Here is a 24,800-nt window from a genome sequence, read left to right as displayed (position 1 = left end):
AGAAAGATGTTTTAATAAATATAAAACTATCTTTTTCATCAATTTAACCTATAAAAGAAAATAATAATCGCTGTATCCTATTTTTAGATTGCACTTTATCTAATTCCAGTATAACAAATCATTTCAATTTTAACATAAAAAAAACCTTCAGTAATGCTGAAGGTCTTAAAATTATTTTGTTTGTGTTATTGCTTGAGCAGCTTCTTGTTTTGCTTTTTCTTCTTCTAATACTTTTTGATAATCATCAAATTCATCATCCGACTCATCCAAATCTTCTTTGTGGTATTTTCCAACCTCAACCTCAAATGTATCAGCAGGACCAGTAATCTTGATTGGAATTCCGATAATTCCAAAAGGCGGCAAGCCAAGACGCATCCCAAGGTTCATATAACCATCTAAGGTTACTTGACCTTCTATTCGAGGACGGAAACCTGCAATTTTAAATTTTGTACGATTTATAGTGATGACATTATTTTCGATCTTTGTTTTTAAATTAACTTTTTTCAAATTCGCATCATGCAAAGCATCTGTGGAAGTCTTTTCTGCAACCGTATTAAATACTTTAAAACCTAAGAATTTAATATCCTCAAGCATAAAACTACCTTCGCCTTTAATCGTTTTCATTTTCGGAAACATATCTGCTCCCAAATCTCCTTGTAGCTGATAATCCATCGACACTTTTCCATGTGCATTTTCTGCCGCACTTGCCAATTCTCTAAATAACGTAATCTCATGATAAGCACGTTGAATATCAAAATTATTGGCTTTTATATTGAAATCAAATTTGGCTTTTCTTGCATTTGTTGGCACGTAATTACCGTTCATCGTAAATTCTGAACCAATCAAATTAAATTTCGTATTTTGAAGTGATAAATTCCCTTGTTTCAATCCTAAATCTCCACTAAAATCTTGGAGTATTATATCCTTAAACAATACTTCTTTCGCTTTTCCTTTTATCGATAATTCAACATTTTTTGGTAACAACACCACTCCTTCTTCTGCTGTTGCTGAATTAGAAGAAGTTTCACCAGAATTAAACGCCATAAAATCATCAATATTTACTCGATTAGTTTTAAAATTTATCGTTCCTTTTAACGTTTCATTCTCTTTTAATGCGTAATTAATATAATTAGAAACCTCTCCATCAAACACAAAAGAATTGCGTTTGTAGCGCGCTTTTACATCTTTAAAAGTTAACTGACTACCTTCGAATCGGAAATCTCCTTGCTTAACAATAAATTTACTTGGAAAGAACTTTGTATTGATTTTGATGTTCTCTATTTTCACATATCCTTTGTTCTGAAAACTTTCTAAAGGCGCTCCATTGTTTCCTTTTATTCCAAAATTTGTTTCAATCAAACCATCTACATCTATGCCTTCTACAGGAAATAATTTATATATATTCGCTAAATTCAATTCACCTTTCGAGTGAATACTATAATCCAAATTATTTAAGTTTTTCAGATTTGCATTGACCTTAAAAGGTTTCCCTGCCAATGTAAAAGAAATCGGTAAAACATCTATTGATAAATCGTTAAACGAACCTCTACCCGATTTTATATGCGTTTCTACTGTAAAATTTTCTAATGGTAAATTTGGATATTCGTTCAGTTTAATAAACCCATTTTTCAATTTTACTACTGTATTGGTAACGGGTACTTTTTTTCGTTTTGGTTCGTATGTTCCATTCGCTTTCATTTTCATATACAAATCACCACGCATCTCAATATTTTTCAACGGATAGATTTTATAGATATCTTCTAAATGAACTTTAGCCGCAAAATCAGCATTAATCGGAAAATTGGTTAGATTCTTTAATTCTAATCGTCCAATCATAAAATTATCCATTGCTTTAGCATCTATTTGATGAATTAAAACAGCCGTATTTTTATAATTTCCGTCCTTATTTTGCATGGACATTTTCATATTAATATGATCCAAAGCAGCAGGCATTTCATTCATTTTGAAATACCCATTTTCTAAGTTTGCTTTTAGATTAAATGTTGGTATTTTCTGTTTTGATTTTTTTACATTCTGAATAATTGAACCTTTCCAGTTTCCTTCTAAATTCAGCACACCTTTTGCATCAAATTGATTAAAACCTGTCGCATTTTTCAACGCTTCTAAATCTACATTTGCCTGAATAACACCTTCTGAAAACATTGTTTTTCCAGACGAATACGTAAAATTTGTTTTCGTTATACCATCCAATAATTTGAAATCAAGATTCTCTACTTTTACACGCATTTTTTCTGGATCTAACGCATATAAATCAATCGTAGAAATAAGATTAATATGTTGAATTGGCGAAGATGATTGTTTATAGTTTAATGAACCTTTATCAATTTTGGCTTCAATATGTATATCTGGATTTTCTTTAGTTTCGTTATTCATCGTTCCTTTCATGGTAAAAAGAATCGATGATTCTCCATCCATTTGGATATCTTTCGCCCATTCTTGGTACATCTCCGGAACAATTGCTGGAATATGTTTCATTTCATTTTTATCCGAAGAAATCGTCAAATCAAAAATAATTTTTTCAGCTGGCATCAACAAAGAACCTTTTAACGAAAACGGAAATTGACCTAATTGAAGTTTATTATCAATAAAATAAAAAGATAAATTATTCAGATCTATTTTCGAATTAATTGTTCCTTTCAAAGGCAAGTTTTTTACATACTTTTGCTCATCAAAACTAAAATTGACCTTATCAATTGCTGCATCAGCATTTAATCTTAATTCGTTTTGAGTTAGGTCAATTAAACCATCGTAATTCAATTGATCTAATTTTAGGTATGTTTTCGATGATTGATCATCAAACAAAAAGTTTGAATCAGAAATTTTGAAATTATTTAATGCTAAGCCAACACTTGTTTCATCTTCTTTTTCAACCTCATCCGAAGGAACAGTTATAGCATAATTATGACGCCCTAAACTATCTATTTTCAAATTAATTGTTGCTTGATGAATAAACAATTCATTGAAAATAATTTTATCCTCGAACAATGTTTTGATATCAACACCAAGCGCAATTTCTTTTGCTGAAATTAAATTTTCTGTCTGATATGGCGCCGAACCTTTGATTGAAGAATCGGTAAGTGTTACGGTAAGTTTTGGAAAATGACGAAAAAAAGACACATCTAAATCCTTAAAATCAACCGCTGTGTTGATGTAATTTTTAGCAACCTCTTTTATTCCATTATTAATTTGTTCCTTAAAAAAATAAGGCGACACATATAAAACCAATGCAATTCCTCCCAAAGAAATTCCTGTAATTTTCATTACTTTCATGACTTTTGAAAGAATCGTTTTTTTCTTCTTTATACTTCTAAAAATCGGTGGAACAAAGTAACTGAGAATCGAGTTGATTAGAAAATAATAAGAAACTTAATTACAGCGACTTTTATCATATAAATCTTAGAGTATTTTACTCTTCAATTCATATTTTAAAACGAACAAAAGTAAATAGAATCTATTCAAATTATGTCTTTTATTATATAAAGAAATTAATAAGGTATCTTTGGTTTTGGTTTTGCATATTGTTAAAACTAAATTTTATACAATGAATATTAAATATGTTTTAATGCCATTAATTGGAAGTGCTCTATTACTTCTTTCTTGTCAAAATGCGAAAACTGATTCTAATCAAGAAACAACAGATCTTGAAACTGTAAATAAAGATAGTGTCCAACATTATGATTTACTTATTGGTTCTTGGGAAGATTTATCAAGTAGTGCTTTACATTTTTCTATGTTTGAAGATAGTAGTGCACAATCTGATAATATGGCAACTTTGCTTTATAAATCTTGGCATGTAGAGAATAATGTACTCTCTTTAGTTGCTGAAAGTATTGGAAACAAACAGTCGTCTATAGATACAATATCCTATTCAATAGTTGAATTGAATAAAGATGCCATGAAATTAAAACAAGGAAATACGGTTTTAACTTTTAAGAAAGTTGCTGATAAAACACGTATTGACACTTCTAAATGAACTACACAAACTGTAGAAGGTGCTTTAACTTTTGGACATGAAACAAGAACTTTTAAACCTTGTGGTAGCCGTAACGTATATTGGGTTTCTGACGCTACAGGAAAATTAAAAGATATATACGCTCAACTTACAAAAGGAAAAGAGCCATATACGGCTGTATCAGCTCAACTTATTATCAAAGACAAAGGAAAGAGTACCGAAGGTTTTGCAGCTTCTTATCAAAGCGTATATGAAGTCATCGATATTGTAAGTATAACAGAAACCTCTTCTAAAGATTGTCGTAATTAATCTCACAATTAAGAAAATAAAAAAAACTGCATTGGGTAATATAAAAATATCACTAAATGCAGTTTTTATCTATTAGAATTCCATTAATTGTAGAAACTTCTAACAGTTAAATTATAGAATAAAAAAAGGGACAATTCTTAAAAGAAAGATTGTCCCTGTTTGTGACCTGGCTGGGGCTCGAACCCAGGACCCCAACATTAAAAGTGTTGTGCTCTACCAACTGAGCTACCAGGTCTCCGTTTTGGAGTGTTACTGTTTTTAGACTTCTCAATAACGCGAAGTTTGTGACCTGGCTGGGGCTCGAACCCAGGACCCCAACATTAAAAGTGTTGTGCTCTACCAACTGAGCTACCAGGTCTCCGTTTTGGAGTGTTATTGTTTTTAGACTTCTCAATAACGCGAAGTTTGTGACCTGGCTGGGGCTCGAACCCAGGACCCCAACATTAAAAGTGTTGTGCTCTACCAACTGAGCTACCAGGTCTCCGTTTTGGAGTGTTACTGTTTTTAGACTTCTCAATAACGCGAAGTTTGTGACCTGGCTGGGGCTCGAACCCAGGACCCCAACATTAAAAGTGTTGTGCTCTACCAACTGAGCTACCAGGTCTCCGTTTTTTCGGACTGCAAATATACGACTATATCTGAGTTTACAAAACGAAATGTATTTTTTATTTATTTCAGTAAAAAAAAAGAACATTTTGACTAAGTGACCTGGCTGGGGCTCGAACCCAGGACCCCAACATTAAAAGTGTTGTGCTCTACCAACTGAGCTACCAGGTCGGTCTCTTAAATCGAGTGCAAATATAGGACGATTAATACTAATTTAACAAACGTTTTATAAAGTTTTTTACAATTTATTAATTAAACATTTCGATTTTAAGAACTTAAAATTTAATATTATTTTAGATTTTTTAAAAAAATGAAATTTCCATCATAGAAAAAGTAAAAAATATGAGATAGAAACATCATTTTTCATCTTGATAAATGATTTAATATTATATTTGTCCACCAACAAATCAAGATCTATGTTAACTGAATTGTATTCGGAAAAGCAATTAAAGATTGAAATTTTAGAATGAAAAAAAATATTATCTACATTATTTTTGCTTTGTTTTCAGTAATCTCGTGCAAAAAATCTGATAATCCAGAAGCAGATGTACCCGATTCTGAATATGCAAACAATTGTAATCAAGAAACAAAAGATGCACATTTAAGTAATTTTTCTTTAAAAGACTTAAAAAATTTAATAAAAGAACAACCACAAATCATCCATCAAAAATTAAACGATCGTTGTTTTAAGGTTTCTAAACTTGGAAAAAATTTATACATCCAAAATGTAGAACGATTGGATTCTTTGAAAATTAAAAATAATCCACAAGGAACAATGTTTTTGAATAAAATCACGGCTATTCAAATTTCGCAAGAAATAGTTTATAAATTAACCTATTCTTTTCCGATCAAATTTTTGAATCAATATCGTGCAGAAATCAAAAAGGATGCTCCAAAATCAAAATATCATCATTCTAATTCGATTGTTACAAATGAAGATTACGAGGTTACGTTTAACGTAGAGCGCTATGATGCAAGAAAATTAAAGAACACCTATTCTTATCAAATTGATACTTTTGATGGTTTTGCAAGATTAACCATCTATTATTCGGAAGATTTACCTGTAGATTAAAAAATATAACAAATGATTATTTCATTAATTGGCTATATGGGGAGCGGAAAATCGACTACCGGAAAAGATTTAGCCAAAGCACTTGGTTTCGAATTCATCGATTTGGATGATTTTATCGAACAAAAATATCAAACAAAAATAAGTGATATTTTTAAAAAAGAAGGCGAATTAGGTTTTCGTAAAAAAGAACGAGAAGCTTTGAAGGAAATTTTAACAACCACTAACATTGTACTTTCTTTAGGCGGTGGAACTCCTGTTTATTATAATAATATGGAGGAGATTGTTAAAAATTCGATTTCGATATTTATGCGCGTTCAGTTGCCTCAATTGGTGAAACGACTTGAAAACAGAAAAGAAACTCGTCCATTAATTGCTCATCTTTCAAATGAAGAAATGACAGAATTTATTGCCAAACATTTATTTGAACGCAATCAATATTACGAAAAAGCAAAATATACGATTAGCATTACGACCCAAAGTACATTAGAAATTTTGGACGAAATTATGAGTCAACTTAAAAAAGGAGAAGATTTAGAATTAATCTAAATCTTCTCCTTTTATGATGAATTCCTCTGCTCCTTCTTCTAAATAATCGTCCAAATCGCGGCGATCTTTTTTCGTTGGTCTACCTTCTCCTTTTTCGCGATAATAATCTTGCGAAAGTTTACGAAGTTCTAACACTTCATACTCTTCTTTTGGTGTTGTATCAACAATATGTAACGTCAGCAATTTTGCTCCAATTCTATTTTTTGGGACTTGTAAAACTTTAAATGACAAATTTATTTGGTCTTTTCTAACCTCTATTGCATCTCCTGCGACAATCTCTCTTGACGCTTTTGCTACAACTCCATTTACTTTCACACGATTCTTTTTTACTGCATCAGCGGCTAAAGATCTTGTTTTATAATACCTAACACTCCAAAGAAATTTATCTAATCTCATTTAAAACTTAATATTTAATAGGATAAACTAATATTTTTTCTAAATTCGCAATATAAATCGAAATAACATGATAAAGAAATTCTTCGTTACTTTAATTGCTTGTTCTGCTGTTTTAGTAGGATGTAATAATGATGATGATAGTGGTGTAGATAAAGAAACAAAAATTCCTGTTGAAGAACGTAATGCTTTAGATGATGAAGCTATTCAACAATATTTAGAAGATTTTTACTTCAGCCCTAAGACTGGTAAACTTACAAAATTTGATACAATAAAAGGTAATGATGACGATGCATATCCAGCTTTAAAAACACTTGCAAAACAAGATAACTTAGGTATTTGGTATGCCGAAAACCCAAATCATAAAGGAACTGGAGAAACTATAATTTCTAATGACAGTACTTCTATTTATATTTCCTACGAAATAGGTACTTTTTTAGCAACTAACAGCACTGATTATAAAAGAAAATATGGTTCTGTTTCTACCTCTGGAACGCCTAATTCAGGAGACGGTTCTGCAATACAAGACCCTACTTTTTATTATTTCACACCAACTGAAATAGAAACTGAAAACGGAGTGAAAAGAGAACATTTAGAATTGAAAAATTTTGTAGAAGGTTTAAAACATTTCAAAACAACAGAACGTTCTGTGAACGATTTATATAACTTTCAAGGTGTAATTATTTTACCTTCAAGATTAGCGTATGCTCGAAACAAGTATTACATTTCAGGAACAGGATTATCTGAGTATTCTGGGAACAGAGATCGCTCTTTTATCTTCAATTTTGAATTACCAAAAATCGAAAAAAGAACAAAAAAATAATCTTCTATTAATAAGATATTCTTTCAAAAACCATCCTCATTGATGGTTTTTTTTTATCTTTAATTTTAAAAAAATTGTTAGAATTTAAACCTAAGAAATGAGTATAATAAAATCCATTATAGACAATGACTTCTATAAATTCACCATGCAATTTGGGGTTACAAAATTGTATCCAGATGTAATGGCTCGTTATAAATTTATCAACCGAGGTGAACATGAATTTCCAAATGGTTTTGCAGAAGAATTACAAAATGAAATCAATGCAATGGCTTCGTTAGCACTTACAAAAGATGAAAAAGAATTCTTTTCTACAAATTGTCCCTATCTAAGCCCTGCTTATTTAGACTTTTTACAAGGATATCGTTATGATCCTGCAGAAGTTAAAATCTCTCAAAACGGATCAGATGTTGAAGTTCTTGTTGAAGGATATTGGTACCGAACAATTTTATGGGAAGTTCCTATTCTTTGTCTAATTAGTGAAATTTTTTACAAATTAACCAACGCTCAACGCATCTCAAACGAAGAAATAACAAAACGAACAAGCGATAAAGTCGATTTATACAATCGTCTTGGTGTGACAGTTGCAGAGTTCGGAACACGTCGTCGTCACAGTTACGAAGTACACGATATTGTCATGAAAGAGCTTACTAATCACAAAGGAAAAAGTTTTGTTGGAACATCTAACGTTCACTTTGCACACAAATATGGCGTAAAACCAATTGGAACACATGCGCACGAATGGTTTATGTTTCATGGTGCTCGATACGGGTTCAAAATTGCCAATTCGATTAGTTTAGACCGCTGGGTGAAAGTATATTATGGTGATTTAGGAATTGCTTTAACTGACACCTATACTTCAGATATTTTCTTTGGACAATTTGACAAAAAATTATCGAAATTATTTGATGGTGTTCGTCACGACTCTGGAGATCCAATAGAATTTGGCGAAAAAACAATTGCTCACTATGAAAAAATGGGAATTAATCCATTATTCAAAACTATAATTTTCTCAGATGGATTAAATTCTGAAAAAGTAGAAGTAATTACAAAAGCATTTAAAGATCGTATTGGGTTATCGTTTGGTATTGGTACAAATTTAACAAATGACACCAATCTTCGTCCAATGAATATCGTAATGAAATTAACAGAAATTTCTTCGATTGATATTAAATGGACTGGTGTTGTTAAACTTTCTGACGAAAAAAATAAACATACAGGAACACCTCGAATGATCGCTTTGGCCAAAGAAATGTTGGATTTAGATGACATCCCCTCACATGAGGCACCAGAAAATGATTAAAAATTAATATTACAATAAAAAAAGGAACTCAATTGAGTTCCTTTTTTTTATCTATTGAATCAAATATTATTTATTCATTAAATCTTCGATTTCTTCTGCTTCTAATGGAATATTCTGCATCAAATTGAACGGATTTCCTTCTTTTTGAATAACGTAATCATCTTCTAAACGAATTCCAAAACCTTCGGCAGGAATATAGAATCCTGGTTCGTTTGTAAATACCATTCCAGCAACAAAATCATCAGTCAATAAACCATAATCATGCGTATCCAATCCCATGTGATGAGATGTACCGTGCATCATATATTTTTTGTAAGCTGGCCAATTTGGATCTTCGTTCTGAACATCAGCTTTATCTAATAAACCTAATCCTAACAATTCAGATGTATAAACTTTACCTAACTCTTCGTGATATTTGTACCAATTATTTCCTGCAACCAATAAGTTTTCTGCTTCTTTTTTACAACGTAAAACGGCATCATATACTTCTCTTTGGCGTTTTGTATATTTTCCATTAACTGGGATTGTACGCGACATATCAGATGAGTAATTTGCATATTCTGCTGCAACGTCAAACAAAATCAAATCACCATCTTTACATTCATGATTATTTTGAATATAATGCAAAACATTCGCATTATTACCAGACGCAATAATTGGTGTGTAAGCAAAACCTTTTGAACGATTACGAATAAATTCATGTACAAACTCTGCTTCTATTTCATATTCCCAAACACCTGGTTTTACAAAATTTAATACTCGACGAAATCCTTTTTCTGTAATATCACATGCATGTTGAATCAATTGAATTTCTTCTTGTTCTTTAACCGAACGCAAACGTTGCAAAATAGGATTAGAGCGCAAATAAGTGTGCCCAGGATAGTCTGCTTGTAATTGCTTCACAAAACGATCTTCACGAGTTTCTACTTGCGGAGCTTCTGTCACACGGTAATGTTCATTTTTATTAACATAAACATTCTCTGCTTCAACCATTAATTTGCGTAAAACATTTGGTAAATCTTGTAGCCAAAGTACTGTTTTCACACCAGATACTTCTGTAGCTTGAGCTTTTGATAATTTTTCTCCTTCCCAAACAGCAATATGGTCATTTGTTTCACGAACAAATAATACTTCTCTATATTTTGGATCATAAGCATCAGGAAAAATCAATAAAACAGATTCTTCTTGATCTACGCCCGACAAATAAAATATATCACGGTGCTGTGCAAATGGTAAAGTAGAATCGGATGAGATGGGATAAATATCATTTGAATTGAAAATAGCAAGAGAATGAGGTTTCATTGCTTTTACAAATTTCGCTCTATTCTTTATGAATAATTCATTTGGAATGGGATTGTATTTTGTTGTCATAAAATTTTACATTAAATATTATGACCAAATTTAAGAAGATGTTTTCAGAAAAAAAAGGAAAACCCTCGTAGAAACGAGGGTTTTAACCTTAACCAACCTAAACCTATGAAAAAGCCATTAGCCTTTTATGTTGACAAATGTAAGTCACTTTTTTTAATCTGCAAATTTTTTTTATTAAAAGTCAACATTTTTTTAACGCAAACATGATAATTGAATAATAATCAACAAATAAGAGGTTAATAAAAATTCGATAAATATTCATTAGTGATAATTAGAATATTATTTATATATTTGCACCTCGAATTTTAGTATAATAATAACTTAAAAGAAGTTAAAAATGACACATTACGAAACTGTTTTCATTTTGACTCCCGTTCTATCTGATTCTCAGGTAGAGGAAGCAGTTAATAAATTCAATGACTTTGTTACTGCTAACGGAGGAGAAATCGTAGCAAAAGAGAACTGGGGATTGAAAAAATTAGCATACCCAATTCAGAACAAAAGAAATGGATTCTACCACTTAGTAGAGTTTAAAACAGACAACAACGAATTAGTTTCTCAATTAGAAGTAGCTTACAAACGTGACGAACGTGTAATCCGTTTCTTAACTGTGAAATTAGACAAACACGGTGTTGAATGGGCTGAAAAACGTAGAACAAAATTAAAGTCTAACTCTAACAAGTAATTAAGCCATGGCAATTGACGATTTAGCAAAAAAAGCTGCAGGAGGTAACGAATCAGAAATCCGTTATTTATCTCCTTTAGATATCGAAACACAATCAAACAAGAAATATTGTCGTTTCAAAAAATTTGGAATCAAATACGTTGACTATAAAGACGCTGATTTCTTAATTCAATTCGTGAATGAGCAAGGTAAAATTTTACCTCGTCGTTACACAGGAACATCTTTAAAATACCAAAGAAAAGTTTCTAAAGCGATCAAAAGAGCTCGTCACTTAGCATTAATGCCATTCATTGGTGATCAATTAAAATAATAACCTAAATATTAAAATATCATGAACGTAATTTTAAGACAAGATGTAGAAGGTTTAGGTTTTGAATTTGAAGTTGTTTCAGTAAAACCTGGATACGCACGTAACTTCTTAATCCCTCGTGGATTAGCATCAGTTGCAACTCCAAAAAATGTACAAGCATTAAACGAAACTTTAGAAGCGCGTAAAGCAGAAGAAGCTTCATTAATTGCTTCAGCTAAAGAAAAAGCAGCTAAATTAGAAGGTTTAGTTGTTAAAATCGACGCTAAAGTTGGTTCTGGAGATAAATTATTTGGATCTATCAACAATGCTGACTTAGCAGAAGCTTTAGTAAAAGCTGGTGTTGAAATTGAAAAGAAAAATATCAAAATCCCAGGAAATACTATCAAACGTTTAGGAAAATACGAAGCAAAAGTTCGTTTCCATAGAGAGGTTGAAGTAGACTTTGGATTTGAAATTGTACCAGATGCTGCATCTATCAAAGCTGCTGAAGAAGCTGCTAAAACTAGAGCAGAATTAGCTAAATTAGATGCTCAAAAAGCAGCTAACGCTAATAAAGAAGAAGGTTCTTTCTTTAACTTCGATAACCCAATTTACGCTAACGATAAGAAAGCGAAAAAAGAGGAAGTGTCTGAAGAAGTTACTACAGAAGAAGCTCCATCTACAGAAGAATAATTATTATTCAACTATACAAATAAGAAACCTCGCAAATTGCGAGGTTTTTTTATTTTTAAAATCATCAATTATAGACTTTCTTTTTGATTGGAATAAAAAAAATCCGTTCTTCTTAGAACGGATTTTATAGTATTCTATATATTTCTTGTTCGTTGAAGCAACGTCATATCAGCCAAAACCATTGCTGTTAAACTTTCTACAATTGGTACAGCTCTTGGTACTACACATGGATCGTGACGACCTTTCCCGTGCATTTCGACCATTTCTCCATCTACATTTAGCGTAGTTTGTTCTTGCATTAATGTGGCAACAGGTTTGAAAGCAACTTTAAAATAAATATCCATTCCATTCGAAACTCCACCTTGTATTCCTCCAGAATAGTTCGTTTTAGTTGTACCGTCTTGGTTAAATTGATCATTCATATCAGAACCTTTCATTGAAGTTGAAGAAAAACCTTCTCCGTATTCAAAACCTTTTACAGCATTAATTGACATCATTGCTTGTCCTAATCGAGCATGTAATTTATCAAAAATTGGTTCTCCTAAACCAACTGGTACATTTTGAATCACACAAGTTACTTCTCCTCCAATAGTATCTCCTTCTTTGCGAATTTCTTTAATACGATCAATCATTTTTTCAGCCATTTCTAAATCAGGACAACGAACAGCTGTTTTCTCAATATTCGAAAAATCTAAAACGGAATAATCATTATCTAATTTCAATTCACCAACTCCACTTACATACGCCGTAATATTAATTGCAGGAATAATGTGTTTTGCAACAGCACCACCTACAACCCAATTTGCCGTTTCACGTGCAGAGGTTCTTCCTCCTCCTCTATGATCACGAACACCATATTTGGTTTCGTAGGTATAATCGGCATGAGATGGTCTAAAAACTCCTTTGATATGATCGTAATCGTGAGATTTCTGGTTATCATTCGGAATAATAAAACCAATTGAAGCTCCGGTTGTTTTTCCTTCAAATATTCCTGAAAGAAATTGAACTGTATCAGGTTCTTTTCGTTGCGTTACAATAGCAGATTGTCCTGGTTTACGACGATCTAATTGCGCTTGAATCCAATCAAAATCTAATTCGATTCCACTCGGTACGCCATCAATAACACCTCCAATTGCTACACCATGACTTTCGCCAAAAGTTGATATTTTAAATAATCTTCCGAATGTATTCACGATAGTTACAGTATTTTTATATTAATTTTCGAATTGATAAATCAATGCATTAATATTCATCGTAGCACCAACTGAGGCTAAAATAATTTTATCATTTGCATGAAATTGATGTGGAGCTAAATCACCTTTTTTGATTAAATCAAACATTGTTGGAACTGTTGCTACAGATGTGTTTCCTAAAAACTGAACCGTCATAGGATCTATATTTTCAGGAGCTGTTTTTCCAAAACTTTTATATAAACGTTCAATCATCGCATGATCCATTTTTGCATTTGCTTGGTGCAATAATATTTTATTGATATCATCAATATCAAGATTGGTATCAGCTAATAATTCTTTGATTGCTGGTGGAACATTTTTCAACACAAACTCATAAACTTTACGACCTTTCATGTTTATATTTTTTACAGAACCTTTAAAGTTTGGATTTACCGAAACACTATTAGTAAGAAAAGCTAATTCGTCACCTGTATAACTTAATGTTTCGTGATTAAGAATTCCATATTTATGATCAGCTTCTTTTGCTTCTAAAACCACTGCTCCTGCACCATCTGCAAAAATCATTGCCGAACGATCATGTGGATCCACCGCACGAGATAAAGTATCAGAACCAATCACCAATACTTTTTTCGCAATATTTGCTTGTATAAATTGATGACCTAAAATCAATGATTCTATCCAACCTGGGCAACCAAATGTCATGTCATAAGGCTTACACTTTAAATTATTAATCCCTAAGTTATGTTTTACTTTTGCCGAAATAGATGGCATTATATCGATTTGATGTCCTACAGGATCTATATCTCCAAAATTATGTCCAACGATAATATAGTCTAATTCTTCTGGATTAATCCCAGCATCTTCTATTGCTTGTTTAGCAGCAAATGTTGCGATATCAGAATTTAACAAATCGTCTTCAACATATCTTCTTTCTCTAATTTCTGTAATTTCCTCAAATTTACGTGTAATTTCTTCTCCCGTTTTATCTAAACGATTACCATTATCATCAAAAAATTCGTAATTAATAAAATGTTCGTTTGTAACAATTCTGTTTGGTAGGTAATGTCCAGAACCTGTAATTACAGAGTTTATCATATTAATATTGTTCAATTAAAATAAAAAAATAATACCGGCAAAGTTACACATTTCATTAAAATAGTAGATAAAAATATGTAATAACTCATAGCTAATTTAATAAAGTATAATTAATTTAGCAGCATGAAAAAAAATCCATCATTAGTTGGTCTATTAATAGTCTGTGCATTAGCAGGTTTGATTGTGATTGTCTACAATCTCTTTTTGAATAAAAAAGATGGTTATGTAATTGATAATCCATCGAACAAAACATTGACAATTAAAATTAACGATAAAGATTTCACTATTGCTCCACAACAAAATGCGCGTGTAGAACTAAAAAAAGGAAAAGCCCATATCGTTTATACTTTTGACAATAAGAACGTAGACACAGTTGTTGATATTACACGTGCAAATGGATTTATAAATCCAGCGCGTCAAGATTATTATACATTTACACGCCCTTATGGTGTTCGAAAAAATAAAGATTCAATCTTTTTATCAAACAATATTGCGATAGACGATAAAGTTTATCACGGAATTATCGAAAAATCTTCTCAATTATACATCGAAAACTTTTATTACAACATTGATCAAGATTATCCTAAAATGTTCATTAAAAGTGCGAGTAGCGAAAAAGCAACCGATTTATCGAAAATATTTAACAAAGAAGATTTTAAACAATTTTATTTCGAGAATTACGAATAAAATTTAGATTTTATAACTTTACACAATGGCAAATCATCAACACGATAGCGTAACTCCTTACGATTCATCAGATTTAAATAAAAAGAAACAAGTCGAACAAATGTTCGATAACATTTCTCCTAAATATGACTTATTAAACCGCGTTTTATCAATGGGAATTGATATTCAGTGGAGAAAAGATGTCATCAAAATGATAAAAGCTTCTCAACCACAAACGATTTTAGATATCGCAACAGGAACTGGAGATTTAGCGATAATGATGGGTAAAAATACCAACGCTAAAATTACGGGGTTAGACCTATCTAACGGAATGTTGGAAGTTGGTCGCAAAAAAGTAAAAGAAGCAGGTTTGGAAGAACGTATCGACATGGTACAAGGAGATTCTGAAAATTTACCTTTCTCTGACAACACTTTTGATTGTGTAACGGTTTCTTTTGGCGTACGTAACTTCGAGAATTTAGAAAAAGGTTTAGCCGAAATTAATCGTGTATTAAAACCAGGTGGAACATTTATTATTTTAGAATTTTCGTACCCTACAGCTTTCCCAATGAAACAATTGTATACATTTTATTCTAAAAATATTTTACCTGCTATTGGAAAAATGGTTTCGAAAGATCAAAGCGCATATACCTATTTACCAGATTCTGTTCGTGCTTTTCCTCATGGAGAAGAAATGAAAAATATTTTGAAAAGTGTAAAATTCACACAACCTATTGATAAAAAACTTACATTTGGTATTGCAAGCATTTATAAAAGTATAAAATAAAATTGCTTGTTATTCGTTGAAAGTCTATGAGAAAAAATCTAATCATCGCATTATCGTTAACTGCTGCAAGTATTGCAAATGCGCAGTTTCGCCCAAACAATGACAGAAGTGAAAACCGAACTGAAACTGATCAAAAAAAATTTAGTTTCGGATATTTTTTGGGTACAAATATGATGAATTACAAGATTGTTCCAAAAGCACAAAAGAATCCTTTACCAGGAACTCCTCAGATCCCAGAAGATGACGGAGTAAACGAACACGGCTTAGTGTATTTGGACCAAGAAAGTAAAGCAGGTTTTTCTGTTGGATTAATCGCAAAAATGCGTATAAATGATTACATCGACCTTAAGTCTGAACCAGGTTTACATTTCGCACAACGTATTTTACATTTCAATAACTATTTAGATCCAGTAACCGGTGAAACTATTGATGATCCATCTAAAGTGATGCGTGAAGTAAAATCTACTTATGTCGAAATACCTTTATTACTTAATTTTCATGGAGATCGTTGGTACAACACACGTCCTTATATACAAGGCGGCTTGGGCTATTTAATGAATCTGCAATCCAACGAAAAGAAAGAAGATGATAATGCTACTGGAGTTTTCAGAACAACAACGAATAACTTTAACTGGCAAGCTGAAATTGGAGTTGAAATCTATTTCAAACGATTTAAACTAACACCAGCTCTAAAAGGAATGTTCTTCTTTAATAACGAAATAGTACCTGATAAAGTTGGCACTGATCCATACTGGACAGGAAGTTTAAACTCAATCTCAACAAGAGCCTTCTTTTTTTCTCTAAAATTTGAATAAAAAATTATAAATAATAAAAACCATAAATAAATAATCACATGAATTTTCAATTATCGGAAGAACAATTAATGATTCAACAAGCTGCTCGCGATTTTGCAAAAGCTGAATTATTACCTGGAGTAATCGAACGCGACGAAACATCTACTTTTCCAACCGATGCTGTAAAAACAATGGGAGAACTTGGATTCTTAGGAATGATGGTTGACCCAAAATACGGAGGATCAGGTTTAGATAGCGTTTCTTACGTAATTGCAATGGAAGAAATCGCAAAAGTTGACGCTTCTGCAGCTGTTGTAATGTCAGTTAACAACTCGTTGGTTTGTGCTGGAATGGAGAAATATTGTTCTGAAGAACAAAAACAAAAATATTTAGTTCCATTAGCTTCTGGTCAAGTAATCGGAGCATTTTGTTTATCTGAGCCAGACGCTGGCTCTGATGCTACTTCTCAAAAAACTACTGCAGTAGATATGGGAGATTACTACTTGTTAAATGGAACAAAAAACTGGATTACAAATGGAGGAACTGCTTCTACATATTTAGTAATTGCACAAACTGATCCTGAAAAAGGTCATAAAGGAATCAATGCTTTCATTGTAGAAAAAGGATGGGAAGGTTTCGAAATTGGACCAAAAGAACAAAAAATGGGTATCCGAGGATCTGATACACATTCATTATTCTTTAATGATGTAAAAGTTCCGAAAGAAAACAGAATTGGTGAAGATGGATTTGGTTTTGCATTCGCAATGAATGTATTGAATGGTGGTCGTATTGGTATCGCTTCTCAAGCATTAGGAATTGCACAAGGTGCTTACGAATTAGCATTAGATTATGCCAAAATCCGTAAAGCATTTAAAACAGAAATCATTAATCATCAAGCTGTAGCGTTCAAATTAGCTGATATGGCAACTAATATTACGGCTGCTCGTATGTTATGTTACAAAGCTGCTGCTGAAAAAGATGCTGGTCAAGATATATCAATTTCTGGTGCAATGGCAAAATTATTTGCTTCAAAAACGGCAAACGAAGTTGCTTCGGAAGCTGTACAAATTCACGGAGGAAATGGATATGTTCGCGAATACCATGTAGAACGTATGATGCGTGATGCGAAAATTACGCAGATTTACGAAGGAACATCAGAAATTCAAAAAATTGTAATTTCAAGAGGTATCGCTAAATAATTTAGACAAATAGACGTACTTTTATCCATACAAGACATCTGTTACTGACAGATGTCTTTTTTTAATTTAATCGAGCAAAATCTAATCGTTGTATCTTTGCAGCGGAAAAAATAGTAACAATAATGAAAATTTTTAGATTTGGACCAAAAGGTCAAGAAAAATCAGGTATTATCATCGATGATAAAAAGTTTGATGTTTCAGCATCTGGAATTATCTATGATGAAGACTTTTTTGGAAATATAGATAAACAAAAAACGTTAGAAAAATATATCGAGCTTAACATTAATAGCTTACCACTTGTTGAAGACGATGTTCGCATTGGTACTCCTTTGACTCGTCCTGGTAAAATTGTTTGTGTTGGACTTAATTTTGAAGATCACGTGAAAGAAACTGGTTTGCAACAACAAGCAGAACCGATTATGTTTATCAAAGCAAATCAATCTTTTAACGGACCAGAAGACGGAATTATGCAACCTAATGGCTCTACTAAAATGGACTGGGAAACGGAATTATGTCTAATTATTGGTAAAAAAGCTAACAATGTTTCAGAAGAAGAAGCTATGGATTATGTTTATGGCTATGCTTTGATCAACGATATTTCTGAACGCGCTTTCCAAACCGAACGTGGTGGAACTTGGGACAAAGGAAAAGGATGTGATACATTTGCGCCAGTTGGACCTTTTATTGCGACTAAAGATGAGATTGAAGATGTAAATAATTTACGTGTTTGGTTAAAATTGAATGGTGAAATCATGCAAGATGGAAATACAAGCGATTTTATTTACCGCATTCCCAAATTAATTTCTTACTTATCTCAATTTATGTCATTTATGCCTGGAGATATTATTTCTACTGGATCTCCTGCAGGATCTGGAATGGGAAAAACACCACAAATCTGGTTAAAACCAGGTGATGTCATCGAATATGGGATAGATGGTTTAGGCTCTACAACACAAAGTATTTTACCTTTTTCGAGAGATTAAAACGATTTAAACTAATCATATAAAACGTCTAAAACGAATTTGTTTTGGACGTTTTTATTTAATTCTTAATAATCTTAGTTTGTGAAATAATGTTGTCAACATCTTTAATATTTACCACATAATTTCCTTTTAATAAATCAGAAACATCAACTTCCTTTTTACTATTTAAATTTTCTTGTTTCACTAACCTTCCTTGCATATCATAAATTTCAATTGATAATTTTTTATAAGCTGTTGCATTCTTTACATAAAAAAAACGCTTAACAGGATTAGGCGACACCGTCACTGTATTTGCTTTCATCTCCTTTATATTCAATTTCTCAGAAAAATAAATCGCTTTATCACCTTTAGAATTTATAATTGTTAATTTATAACCATTATTGTTCTCGTAAATTTGATAAGTATATGAAACGGTATTGGAATTAAAGTTTTCGCTAAAAAATCCAAAAAAATAATGATTTTCAAACTTATTATAGTGATTTTCCGTAATAGGATTACATTGAATCAAAGTTACAGAACCTTCATTAAAAAGAATCGTATCTTCGTCTTTAAAACTAATCTGAGAAACATACGTATTACAAATTTTACTATTAAATTCAGATTTAGAAAAAGAAGTCTCTCCTGTTTTAAAAGAATCTGTAGGTAATAAGTATTCTTCATTGTTAAGAACTACTTTCTCTAAAACCCAATTATATTCTAAAATTTCTGCTTTCTGTGCCTTTACATGAAAAGCAACAAAGAGAAAAATAAATATGGCTATTCTTTTCATTACATATTATTGTTAATTGAATTAAATTTATAAATAATTTTCAGTAATTCAAGCATTTACTTTATAAAAAAAATGGATTAATTGCAAAATTATTGTATCATTTAAAATAAAAAATATTGAAAATCCAATTAATTAACGTAATTTTGCAAACGTTTTGACAACCGTCTTAATGGTACAAATCAATCAAAGTGATGAATAAATCCTGATTTTTATTTGGGAAAACAGAATCATTTTGTACATTTGCACCCCGATCGGATTGTCGGTAATTTATAAAATATTAAAAATCAAGATAGTGGACACGTTAAGTTACAAAACTTCATCAGCCAACAAAGAAACTGCTCAAAAGGAATGGGTAGTTGTGGACGCTACTGACTTATCATTAGGTCGTTTAGCGTCAGGTGTTGCGAAGCTTATCAGAGGTAAGCACAAAACAAACTTCACTCCTCATGCAGATTGTGGAGATTATGTTATTGTTTTAAACGCTGACAAAATTCAATTAACAGGTAACAAATGGGATGAGAAATTATACATCCGTCACACAGGTTACCCAGGTGGACAAAGATCTTTAACTGCAAAAGAAGTATTTGCAAAAGATCCTGTACGCTTAATCGAAAAGTCAGTAAAAGGTATGTTACCTAAAAACAAATTAGGTAGTAAATTATTGACTAATTTACATGTATTTGTTGGTACAGAGCACAATCACGAAGCTCAACAACCAAAACAAATCGATATTAACGAATATTTATAATCTAATTCAATGGCAATAGTTCATAAAATCGGACGTAGAAAAACATCTGTTGCTCGTGTATATTTACAAGAAGGAAATGGAGAGATCTTCATTAACGGACGCGAGTTAGCAAACTACTTCCCTACAGCAGTATTACAATACAAAGTAGAGCAACCATTTTTAATCACTGGTACAACTGATAAATACAATGTAGATATCAAAGTTTTTGGTGGTGGAATCACTGGTCAAGCTGAATCAATTCGTTTAGCAATCTCTAGAGCTTTATGTGAAATTGACGCAGATTTTCGTTTACAATTAAAACCAGAAGGGTTATTAACACGTGACCCACGTATGGTTGAACGTAAAAAATTCGGTCAAAAGAAAGCGCGTAAGAAATTCCAATTCTCTAAACGTTAATTTATTCAATTCATTAAAAAATCCATTTTCCGTTGGTTTAGCATCTAAACAAATAAGGCGAGAAATTTTCGACCACTTATTTGTTGCTTGTTGAGATAACGGAACGTAAACTAAAAAAAAGAAAATGGCAAAAGTAAATGTAAAGGACTTATTAGGTGCTGGTGTGCACTTTGGTCACTTAACAAGAAAATGGAATCCGGCTATGGCTCCTTATATTTTTATGGAGAAAAACGGAATCCACATCATCGACCTTCACAAAACTGCAGTGAAATTAGATGAAGCATCTGAAGCGTTAGGAAAAATTGCAGCATCTGGACGTAAAGTTCTTTTTGTTGCAACTAAAAAACAAGCAAAAGATGTTGTAGCTAAGCATGCTGAAGAAATCAACATGCCTTATATTACAGAACGTTGGCCTGGTGGGATGTTAACTAACTTTGTTACTATCCGTAAAGCAGTTAAAAAAATGAATTCAATCGATCGTATGAAAAAAGACGGTACGTTTGAAACACTATCTAAAAAAGAAAGATTACAAGTTGATCGTCAAAGAGCATCTTTAGAAAAGAACTTAGGTTCTATTGCTGATATGACACGTTTACCATCTGCAGTTTTTGTTGTAGATATCGTACGTGAGCACATCGCAATCGCTGAAGCTCAAAAATTAGGTATTCCAATCTTTGCAATGGTTGATACAAATACTGACCCTCGTCAAGTAGATTTCCCAATCCCTGCAAATGATGATGCTTCTAAATCTATCGATATCATCTTAACTACAGTAGCTGATTCTATCAAAGCTGGTTTATCAACACGTAAAGCAGAAAAAGAAAAAGCAAAAGAAGGTAAAGAAGAAGGAGCTGAAACTAAAGAAGCTTAACATTAACTTGATGATCATTTCATCGATATAATATACCTTGTAGCTCCTATACCACTTTGTGGTGTATGAGCTACTTTTATTTAAAATATTAAGAAAACAAAATAAAAATATTACTATGAGCTACAAAGCAACAGCCGCAGAGGTAAGTAAATTAAGAAACGCAACTGGTGCGGGAATGATGGACTCTAAAAAAGCTTTAGAAGAAGCTGGTGGAGATTTTGATAAAGCTGTAGAAGTTTTACGTAAACAAGGACAAAAAGTAGCTGCTAAAAGAGCTGACCGCGATTCTTCAGAAGGTGCAGTTATTGCTAAAATTAACGCTGACCAAACTAAAGGTATTGTTATCGCATTAAACTGTGAGACTGACTTCGTTGCTAAAAATGATGCTTTCGTTGCTATGGCTAACGAAATCGCTGATTTAGCTTTAACAGTTAACTCTAAAGAAGAATTATTAGCTTTACCATACGCTGGAATTACAGTTGCTGAAAAATTAACTGAGCAAACAGGTGTTATTGGAGAGAAAATCGAAATCGGTACTTTCCAAGCAATCGAAGGTGCTATCGTTAATTCTTACATCCACGCTGGTAACAAAATTGGTGCTGTAGTTTCTTTATCTGCTAACGTAGATGGAGCTTCTGACGTTGCACGTGACGTTGCTATGCAAGTTGCAGCAATGAACCCAGTTGCTTTAGATGAAACACAAGTTGCTCAATCTGTAATCGATACTGAATTAGCTATCGCTAAAGAAACTTTGATTGCTGAAGGTAAACCAGAAAACATGATTGAAAATATTGCTCAAGGTAAATTACAAAAATTCTTCAAAGAGAATACTTTAGTTCACCAACCATCAATCAAAGACGGAAAAACTTCTGTTAAAGATGTTGTTAAAGCGGTTAACCCAGAATTAAAAGTAACAGGATACATCCGTTACAGCTTATAATAAATTTATAATTTTTTATTATATCTCTTAAAGTGATGCTAAATTTAGCATCACTTTTTTTATTTGGTATAAGTTTTGAAATGTTTGTTTTATAATAATTTATTTTTATATTTGTTAGGATTACAAGCATATGAAACACTTTATACTATTTATATCAATTTTATTATTCACTTTAGGAACAGCAACTGCGCAGTCTAAACTTGATCAAGATAAAAGCTCGATTAGCATTTATCCTAATCCTGCTATTTCTACTGTAACAATAAAATTTGATCATCCGTCAAAGGCAAGCTCAGTGTCTATTTATTCAATCATTGGAAATGAAGTGATGAGTAAAAAATTAGATGGTAGCCAAAAAACAAACTTTAATGTACAAGGTTTGAAAAAAGGGAAATACATTGTTCGTGTTTTTAATCAAGATGGTTCAACAGAAACACAATCTTTAATTAAAAACTAATTCAATCAATTAAGAAAAAATCATCAAATATAATACTCCAAAAGCTATAGGCTTCTTGGAGTATTTTTTTTAACAAAAAGATTTAAAAAAAAAGTAAATTTAAATAAGGTAAACGAGAGAAATTATCAAGCTTATTTTCATACGAATAAAAGTTAATCAAACTTAAATTTAAAAACAATGAAAAATATACTTTTTATACTTGCTTTAATAGTTGGAATTACTACACAAGCACAAGTTTCGACAACGAGAATCAATGATATTAAACTTGGAATGAAATTGTCTGAATTAGAGAAATTAACTGGACAAAAATTTAAGCTAAAATTAAATGAATATGGTTATCCTGATGGTGATTTAACAATTGTCTCTAAAGGGATAACGTACAAAGTTGGTTTAACTCAAAACGGTGAAAGCAATAGAGCTGATAATTTGACAATTTATATGATTAAATCATCTGATTCAAGCTTAAAAACCTTATCAGGAATAAAGATTGGTTCTACTTTGGATGAATTACTTTCCAAATATAAAAACCTAAACATCGAAATTTTTGATGGATACGATGAAAAAACAGAAAAAAGAACAAAGGCTTTTCGTTATTTTAATATAGAAGATTATGATAATGCCTCAATTTTACAATTCTATTTAGTGAATGATAAAGTTGTTTCTTTTGATGTAATGTACAATGAAGGTTGCTAAGATAATTTTCAAAAAAATAATCGTTATTATGGAAGAAAGAAACAATTATGTCAAACGCACTCAGCGCGATTACAGTATGTCTTTTAAGTTGAACGTTGTAAAAGAAATCGAGTCTGGAGAACTCTCTACCACTGTTGCTTGTCGTAAATATGGCATCCAAGCCCGAAGCACAGTTGTAAGTTGGCTCAGAAAATTTGGTACCTTTGACTAGGAGAACCAATCCCCATCGAATATGCCAAAGCCACCACAACAAAAGATTATGGAGCTTGAAGCTCAAGTAAAACTTTTGCAAAAACAGAAGACCTTTCTTGAAAAACAGGCTTATGTAGCGGATAAAAAAGCTATTATTTTTGACATGATGATTAACCTTGCCGAAGAGGAATATCAAATTGATATACGAAAAAACTCACCCCCCGAACTATCCACTCTTTACGAAAGGAACAAAAAGAAACCATAAGTTTCTCCTATGAATTGTTCGGGGTGGACCGACAGGTTTATTATCGTCATTTAAAGCGAAGAGCAAAGCGGAAACCAAAGTGCAGAATTAGAAAAATGGATTGGTAATAAGCTGAAAATTTTTGCAAAGGAAAGCGGAAAGATAGTTGAAGTAAAAAAAGCTTTAACTAACAATCAAATTGATAGCGGAGATTGGACAGATACGAAAATAGATACCAAAATCCGATATACATATGATAATGGTCGCATCCAAGTAAAAGCATTTGGAATAAGAAATAATATACAAGTAGTTGATAATAAGGCAACCAAACAGCAATTACAACAGTTATCACAACATATAAAGGCACAAACCAATAAGTTTTTAGCAGAAAATAGTGTAAATAGATATGATCTAAAAGGAAACTTTAGTAGCGATGAACCCTTTGCCGATGGAAAAAAGATAGAGATAAAAGGCAAATACATAAAAATTATATCTGAAGGAATAGGTCTTACAACTTATCTATTAAAAACAGGAGAGATAGAAAAACCTACTTATTCAGATTCCTCTAATGCTACTATTAAGGCACCCGGACTTGTTACAGGAAGTTTTGAGGTTATTGCACAAAAAGTAACCGATAGTAGCAGTGCCTATTTTATAACCTATTTTATAACCATAACAACAGTAGAATTGTATAGATAAAGTCACGGATTGCAAAT

Annotated in this window: 26 protein-coding genes, 5 tRNA genes and 1 pseudogene; 21 read left to right on the top strand and 11 right to left on the bottom strand. The window is 31.9% G+C overall.

Annotation, left to right across the window (positions count from 1 at the left end):
- Positions 1-171: 171 nt before the first annotated feature.
- Complete coding sequence (locus NZD85_RS13770) at positions 172-3,291, bottom strand: AsmA-like C-terminal region-containing protein (protein WP_260542415.1); 3,120 nt, start codon at positions 3,289-3,291, stop codon at positions 172-174.
- Between the two features lie 292 nt (positions 3,292-3,583).
- Between NZD85_RS13770 and NZD85_RS13765 the strand changes: the two genes are divergently transcribed.
- Positions 3,584-3,994 (top strand): lipocalin family protein, encoded by a 411-nt coding sequence (locus tag NZD85_RS13765; protein ID WP_260542414.1) that lies wholly within the window; start codon positions 3,584-3,586, stop codon positions 3,992-3,994.
- A 450-nt stretch (positions 3,995-4,444) separates the two neighbouring features.
- On the opposite strand, the gene NZD85_RS13760 is transcribed toward NZD85_RS13765, so the two are convergent.
- From NZD85_RS13760 to NZD85_RS13740, 5 genes are all read right to left on the bottom strand, one after another.
- Positions 4,445-4,517: transfer RNA gene (locus tag NZD85_RS13760), tRNA-Lys, on the bottom strand.
- 50 nt (positions 4,518-4,567) lie between these two features.
- Positions 4,568-4,640, bottom strand: a tRNA-Lys gene (locus NZD85_RS13755).
- A gap of 50 nt (positions 4,641-4,690) precedes the next feature.
- Positions 4,691-4,763, bottom strand: a tRNA-Lys gene (locus NZD85_RS13750).
- A gap of 50 nt (positions 4,764-4,813) precedes the next feature.
- A tRNA-Lys gene (locus NZD85_RS13745) sits at positions 4,814-4,886 on the bottom strand.
- A gap of 100 nt (positions 4,887-4,986) precedes the next feature.
- Positions 4,987-5,059, bottom strand: a tRNA-Lys gene (locus NZD85_RS13740).
- A gap of 295 nt (positions 5,060-5,354) precedes the next feature.
- Between NZD85_RS13740 and NZD85_RS13735 the strand changes: the two genes are divergently transcribed.
- Both NZD85_RS13735 and NZD85_RS13730 read left to right on the top strand, forming a co-directional pair.
- Positions 5,355-5,960 (top strand): hypothetical protein, encoded by a 606-nt coding sequence (locus tag NZD85_RS13735; RefSeq protein ID WP_260542413.1) that lies wholly within the window; start codon positions 5,355-5,357, stop codon positions 5,958-5,960.
- A 12-nt stretch (positions 5,961-5,972) separates the two neighbouring features.
- Complete coding sequence (locus NZD85_RS13730; RefSeq protein ID WP_260542411.1) at positions 5,973-6,506, top strand: shikimate kinase; 534 nt, start codon at positions 5,973-5,975, stop codon at positions 6,504-6,506.
- Here NZD85_RS13730 and NZD85_RS13725 read toward each other — a convergent pair.
- Positions 6,498-6,902, bottom strand: a complete 405-nt coding sequence (locus NZD85_RS13725) for an RNA-binding S4 domain-containing protein (RefSeq protein ID WP_171622456.1) — start codon at positions 6,900-6,902, stop codon at positions 6,498-6,500. The two genes, NZD85_RS13730 and NZD85_RS13725, sit on opposite strands and share 9 nt — an antisense overlap.
- A gap of 67 nt (positions 6,903-6,969) precedes the next feature.
- On the opposite strand from NZD85_RS13725, the gene NZD85_RS13720 reads away from it, so the two are divergent.
- Both NZD85_RS13720 and pncB read left to right on the top strand, forming a co-directional pair.
- Positions 6,970-7,722: a hypothetical protein gene (locus NZD85_RS13720; RefSeq protein ID WP_260542409.1), complete on the top strand. Its 753-nt coding sequence runs from the start codon at positions 6,970-6,972 to the stop codon at positions 7,720-7,722.
- Positions 7,723-7,819: 97 nt separating this feature from the next.
- Positions 7,820-9,022, top strand: coding sequence for a nicotinate phosphoribosyltransferase (pncB, locus tag NZD85_RS13715; protein WP_260542407.1), 1,203 nt, complete (start codon positions 7,820-7,822; stop codon positions 9,020-9,022).
- 66 nt (positions 9,023-9,088) lie between these two features.
- Here pncB and NZD85_RS13710 read toward each other — a convergent pair whose 3' ends face one another.
- Complete coding sequence (locus NZD85_RS13710) at positions 9,089-10,393, bottom strand: aminopeptidase P family protein (RefSeq protein WP_171622453.1); 1,305 nt, start codon at positions 10,391-10,393, stop codon at positions 9,089-9,091.
- A 337-nt stretch (positions 10,394-10,730) separates the two neighbouring features.
- On the opposite strand from NZD85_RS13710, the gene rpsF reads away from it, so the two are divergent.
- The 3 genes and pseudogenes from rpsF to rplI all read left to right on the top strand — a co-directional run.
- Complete coding sequence (rpsF, locus tag NZD85_RS13705) at positions 10,731-11,078, top strand: 30S ribosomal protein S6 (RefSeq protein ID WP_171622452.1); 348 nt, start codon at positions 10,731-10,733, stop codon at positions 11,076-11,078.
- A 7-nt stretch (positions 11,079-11,085) separates the two neighbouring features.
- Positions 11,086-11,388, top strand: a complete 303-nt coding sequence (gene rpsR / locus NZD85_RS13700) for a 30S ribosomal protein S18 (protein WP_171622451.1) — start codon at positions 11,086-11,088, stop codon at positions 11,386-11,388.
- Positions 11,389-11,409: 21 nt separating this feature from the next.
- Positions 11,410-11,907 (top strand): annotated as a pseudogene (rplI, locus tag NZD85_RS13695) (50S ribosomal protein L9); the annotation flags it as partial.
- A 287-nt stretch (positions 11,908-12,194) separates the two neighbouring features.
- On the opposite strand, the gene aroC reads toward rplI, so the two are convergent.
- A complete protein-coding gene (gene aroC, locus NZD85_RS13690; protein ID WP_260542402.1) occupies positions 12,195-13,253 on the bottom strand; it encodes a chorismate synthase in 1,059 nt (352 codons plus the stop codon).
- 21 nt (positions 13,254-13,274) lie between these two features.
- Entirely contained in the window at positions 13,275-14,348 is a 1,074-nt protein-coding gene (locus tag NZD85_RS13685) for a 3-oxoacyl-ACP synthase III family protein (RefSeq protein ID WP_260542400.1), read from the bottom strand.
- 123 nt (positions 14,349-14,471) lie between these two features.
- On the opposite strand from NZD85_RS13685, the gene NZD85_RS13680 reads away from it, so the two are divergent.
- The 5 genes from NZD85_RS13680 to NZD85_RS13660 all read left to right on the top strand — a co-directional run bounded on the left by NZD85_RS13680 (position 14,472) and on the right by NZD85_RS13660 (position 18,777).
- A complete protein-coding gene (locus NZD85_RS13680; protein ID WP_171622447.1) occupies positions 14,472-15,035 on the top strand; it encodes a hypothetical protein in 564 nt (187 codons plus the stop codon).
- A 25-nt stretch (positions 15,036-15,060) separates the two neighbouring features.
- Positions 15,061-15,801, top strand: coding sequence for a bifunctional demethylmenaquinone methyltransferase/2-methoxy-6-polyprenyl-1,4-benzoquinol methylase UbiE (ubiE, locus tag NZD85_RS13675; RefSeq protein WP_260542399.1), 741 nt, complete (start codon positions 15,061-15,063; stop codon positions 15,799-15,801).
- Between the two features lie 26 nt (positions 15,802-15,827).
- Positions 15,828-16,616, top strand: a complete 789-nt coding sequence (porT, locus tag NZD85_RS13670; RefSeq protein ID WP_260542398.1) for a type IX secretion/gliding motility protein PorT/SprT — start codon at positions 15,828-15,830, stop codon at positions 16,614-16,616.
- A 38-nt stretch (positions 16,617-16,654) separates the two neighbouring features.
- The gene (locus NZD85_RS13665; protein ID WP_225542750.1) at positions 16,655-17,794 is read left to right on the top strand and encodes an acyl-CoA dehydrogenase family protein; all 1,140 of its coding nucleotides are present in this window, start codon (positions 16,655-16,657) and stop codon (positions 17,792-17,794) included.
- Positions 17,795-17,916: 122 nt separating this feature from the next.
- Positions 17,917-18,777, top strand: coding sequence for a fumarylacetoacetate hydrolase family protein (locus tag NZD85_RS13660; RefSeq protein ID WP_171622443.1), 861 nt, complete (start codon positions 17,917-17,919; stop codon positions 18,775-18,777).
- A 58-nt stretch (positions 18,778-18,835) separates the two neighbouring features.
- On the opposite strand, the gene NZD85_RS13655 is transcribed toward NZD85_RS13660, so the two are convergent.
- Positions 18,836-19,546: a T9SS type A sorting domain-containing protein gene (locus tag NZD85_RS13655; protein ID WP_225540339.1), complete on the bottom strand. Its 711-nt coding sequence runs from the start codon at positions 19,544-19,546 to the stop codon at positions 18,836-18,838.
- Between the two features lie 292 nt (positions 19,547-19,838).
- Here NZD85_RS13655 and rplM point away from each other — a divergent pair, with 292 nt between their 5' ends.
- The 8 genes from rplM to NZD85_RS13615 all read left to right on the top strand — a co-directional run bounded on the left by rplM (position 19,839) and on the right by NZD85_RS13615 (position 24,105).
- Complete coding sequence (gene rplM / locus NZD85_RS13650; RefSeq protein ID WP_171622441.1) at positions 19,839-20,294, top strand: 50S ribosomal protein L13; 456 nt, start codon at positions 19,839-19,841, stop codon at positions 20,292-20,294.
- Between the two features lie 9 nt (positions 20,295-20,303).
- Positions 20,304-20,690, top strand: a complete 387-nt coding sequence (gene rpsI, locus NZD85_RS13645) for a 30S ribosomal protein S9 (RefSeq protein ID WP_171622440.1) — start codon at positions 20,304-20,306, stop codon at positions 20,688-20,690.
- Positions 20,691-20,814: 124 nt separating this feature from the next.
- Positions 20,815-21,561, top strand: coding sequence for a 30S ribosomal protein S2 (gene rpsB, locus NZD85_RS13640; RefSeq protein ID WP_171622439.1), 747 nt, complete (start codon positions 20,815-20,817; stop codon positions 21,559-21,561).
- Between the two features lie 115 nt (positions 21,562-21,676).
- Complete coding sequence (gene tsf / locus NZD85_RS13635; protein WP_171622438.1) at positions 21,677-22,501, top strand: translation elongation factor Ts; 825 nt, start codon at positions 21,677-21,679, stop codon at positions 22,499-22,501.
- A 130-nt stretch (positions 22,502-22,631) separates the two neighbouring features.
- Positions 22,632-22,955, top strand: coding sequence for a T9SS type A sorting domain-containing protein (locus NZD85_RS13630; protein ID WP_188319051.1), 324 nt, complete (start codon positions 22,632-22,634; stop codon positions 22,953-22,955).
- A gap of 177 nt (positions 22,956-23,132) precedes the next feature.
- On the top strand, positions 23,133-23,648 hold the full coding sequence (locus NZD85_RS13625) for a hypothetical protein (protein ID WP_260542389.1): 516 nt from the start codon (positions 23,133-23,135) through the stop codon (positions 23,646-23,648).
- Positions 23,635-23,859, top strand: a complete 225-nt coding sequence (locus NZD85_RS13620; RefSeq protein WP_396127068.1) for a transposase — start codon at positions 23,635-23,637, stop codon at positions 23,857-23,859. Before NZD85_RS13625 ends, NZD85_RS13620 begins: the two co-directional genes overlap by 14 nt.
- Before the next feature lie 21 nt (positions 23,860-23,880).
- Positions 23,881-24,105, top strand: coding sequence for a hypothetical protein (locus tag NZD85_RS13615; RefSeq protein ID WP_260542387.1), 225 nt, complete (start codon positions 23,881-23,883; stop codon positions 24,103-24,105).
- Positions 24,106-24,800: the final 695 nt, after the last annotated feature.

It is taken from the genome of Empedobacter stercoris (genome assembly GCF_025244765.1).
Taxonomy (GTDB): Bacteria; Bacteroidota; Bacteroidia; order Flavobacteriales; family Weeksellaceae; genus Empedobacter; species Empedobacter stercoris.
Note: the sequence above shows the minus strand (reverse complement) of the source record. Positions and strands in the feature narration are given on the sequence as shown.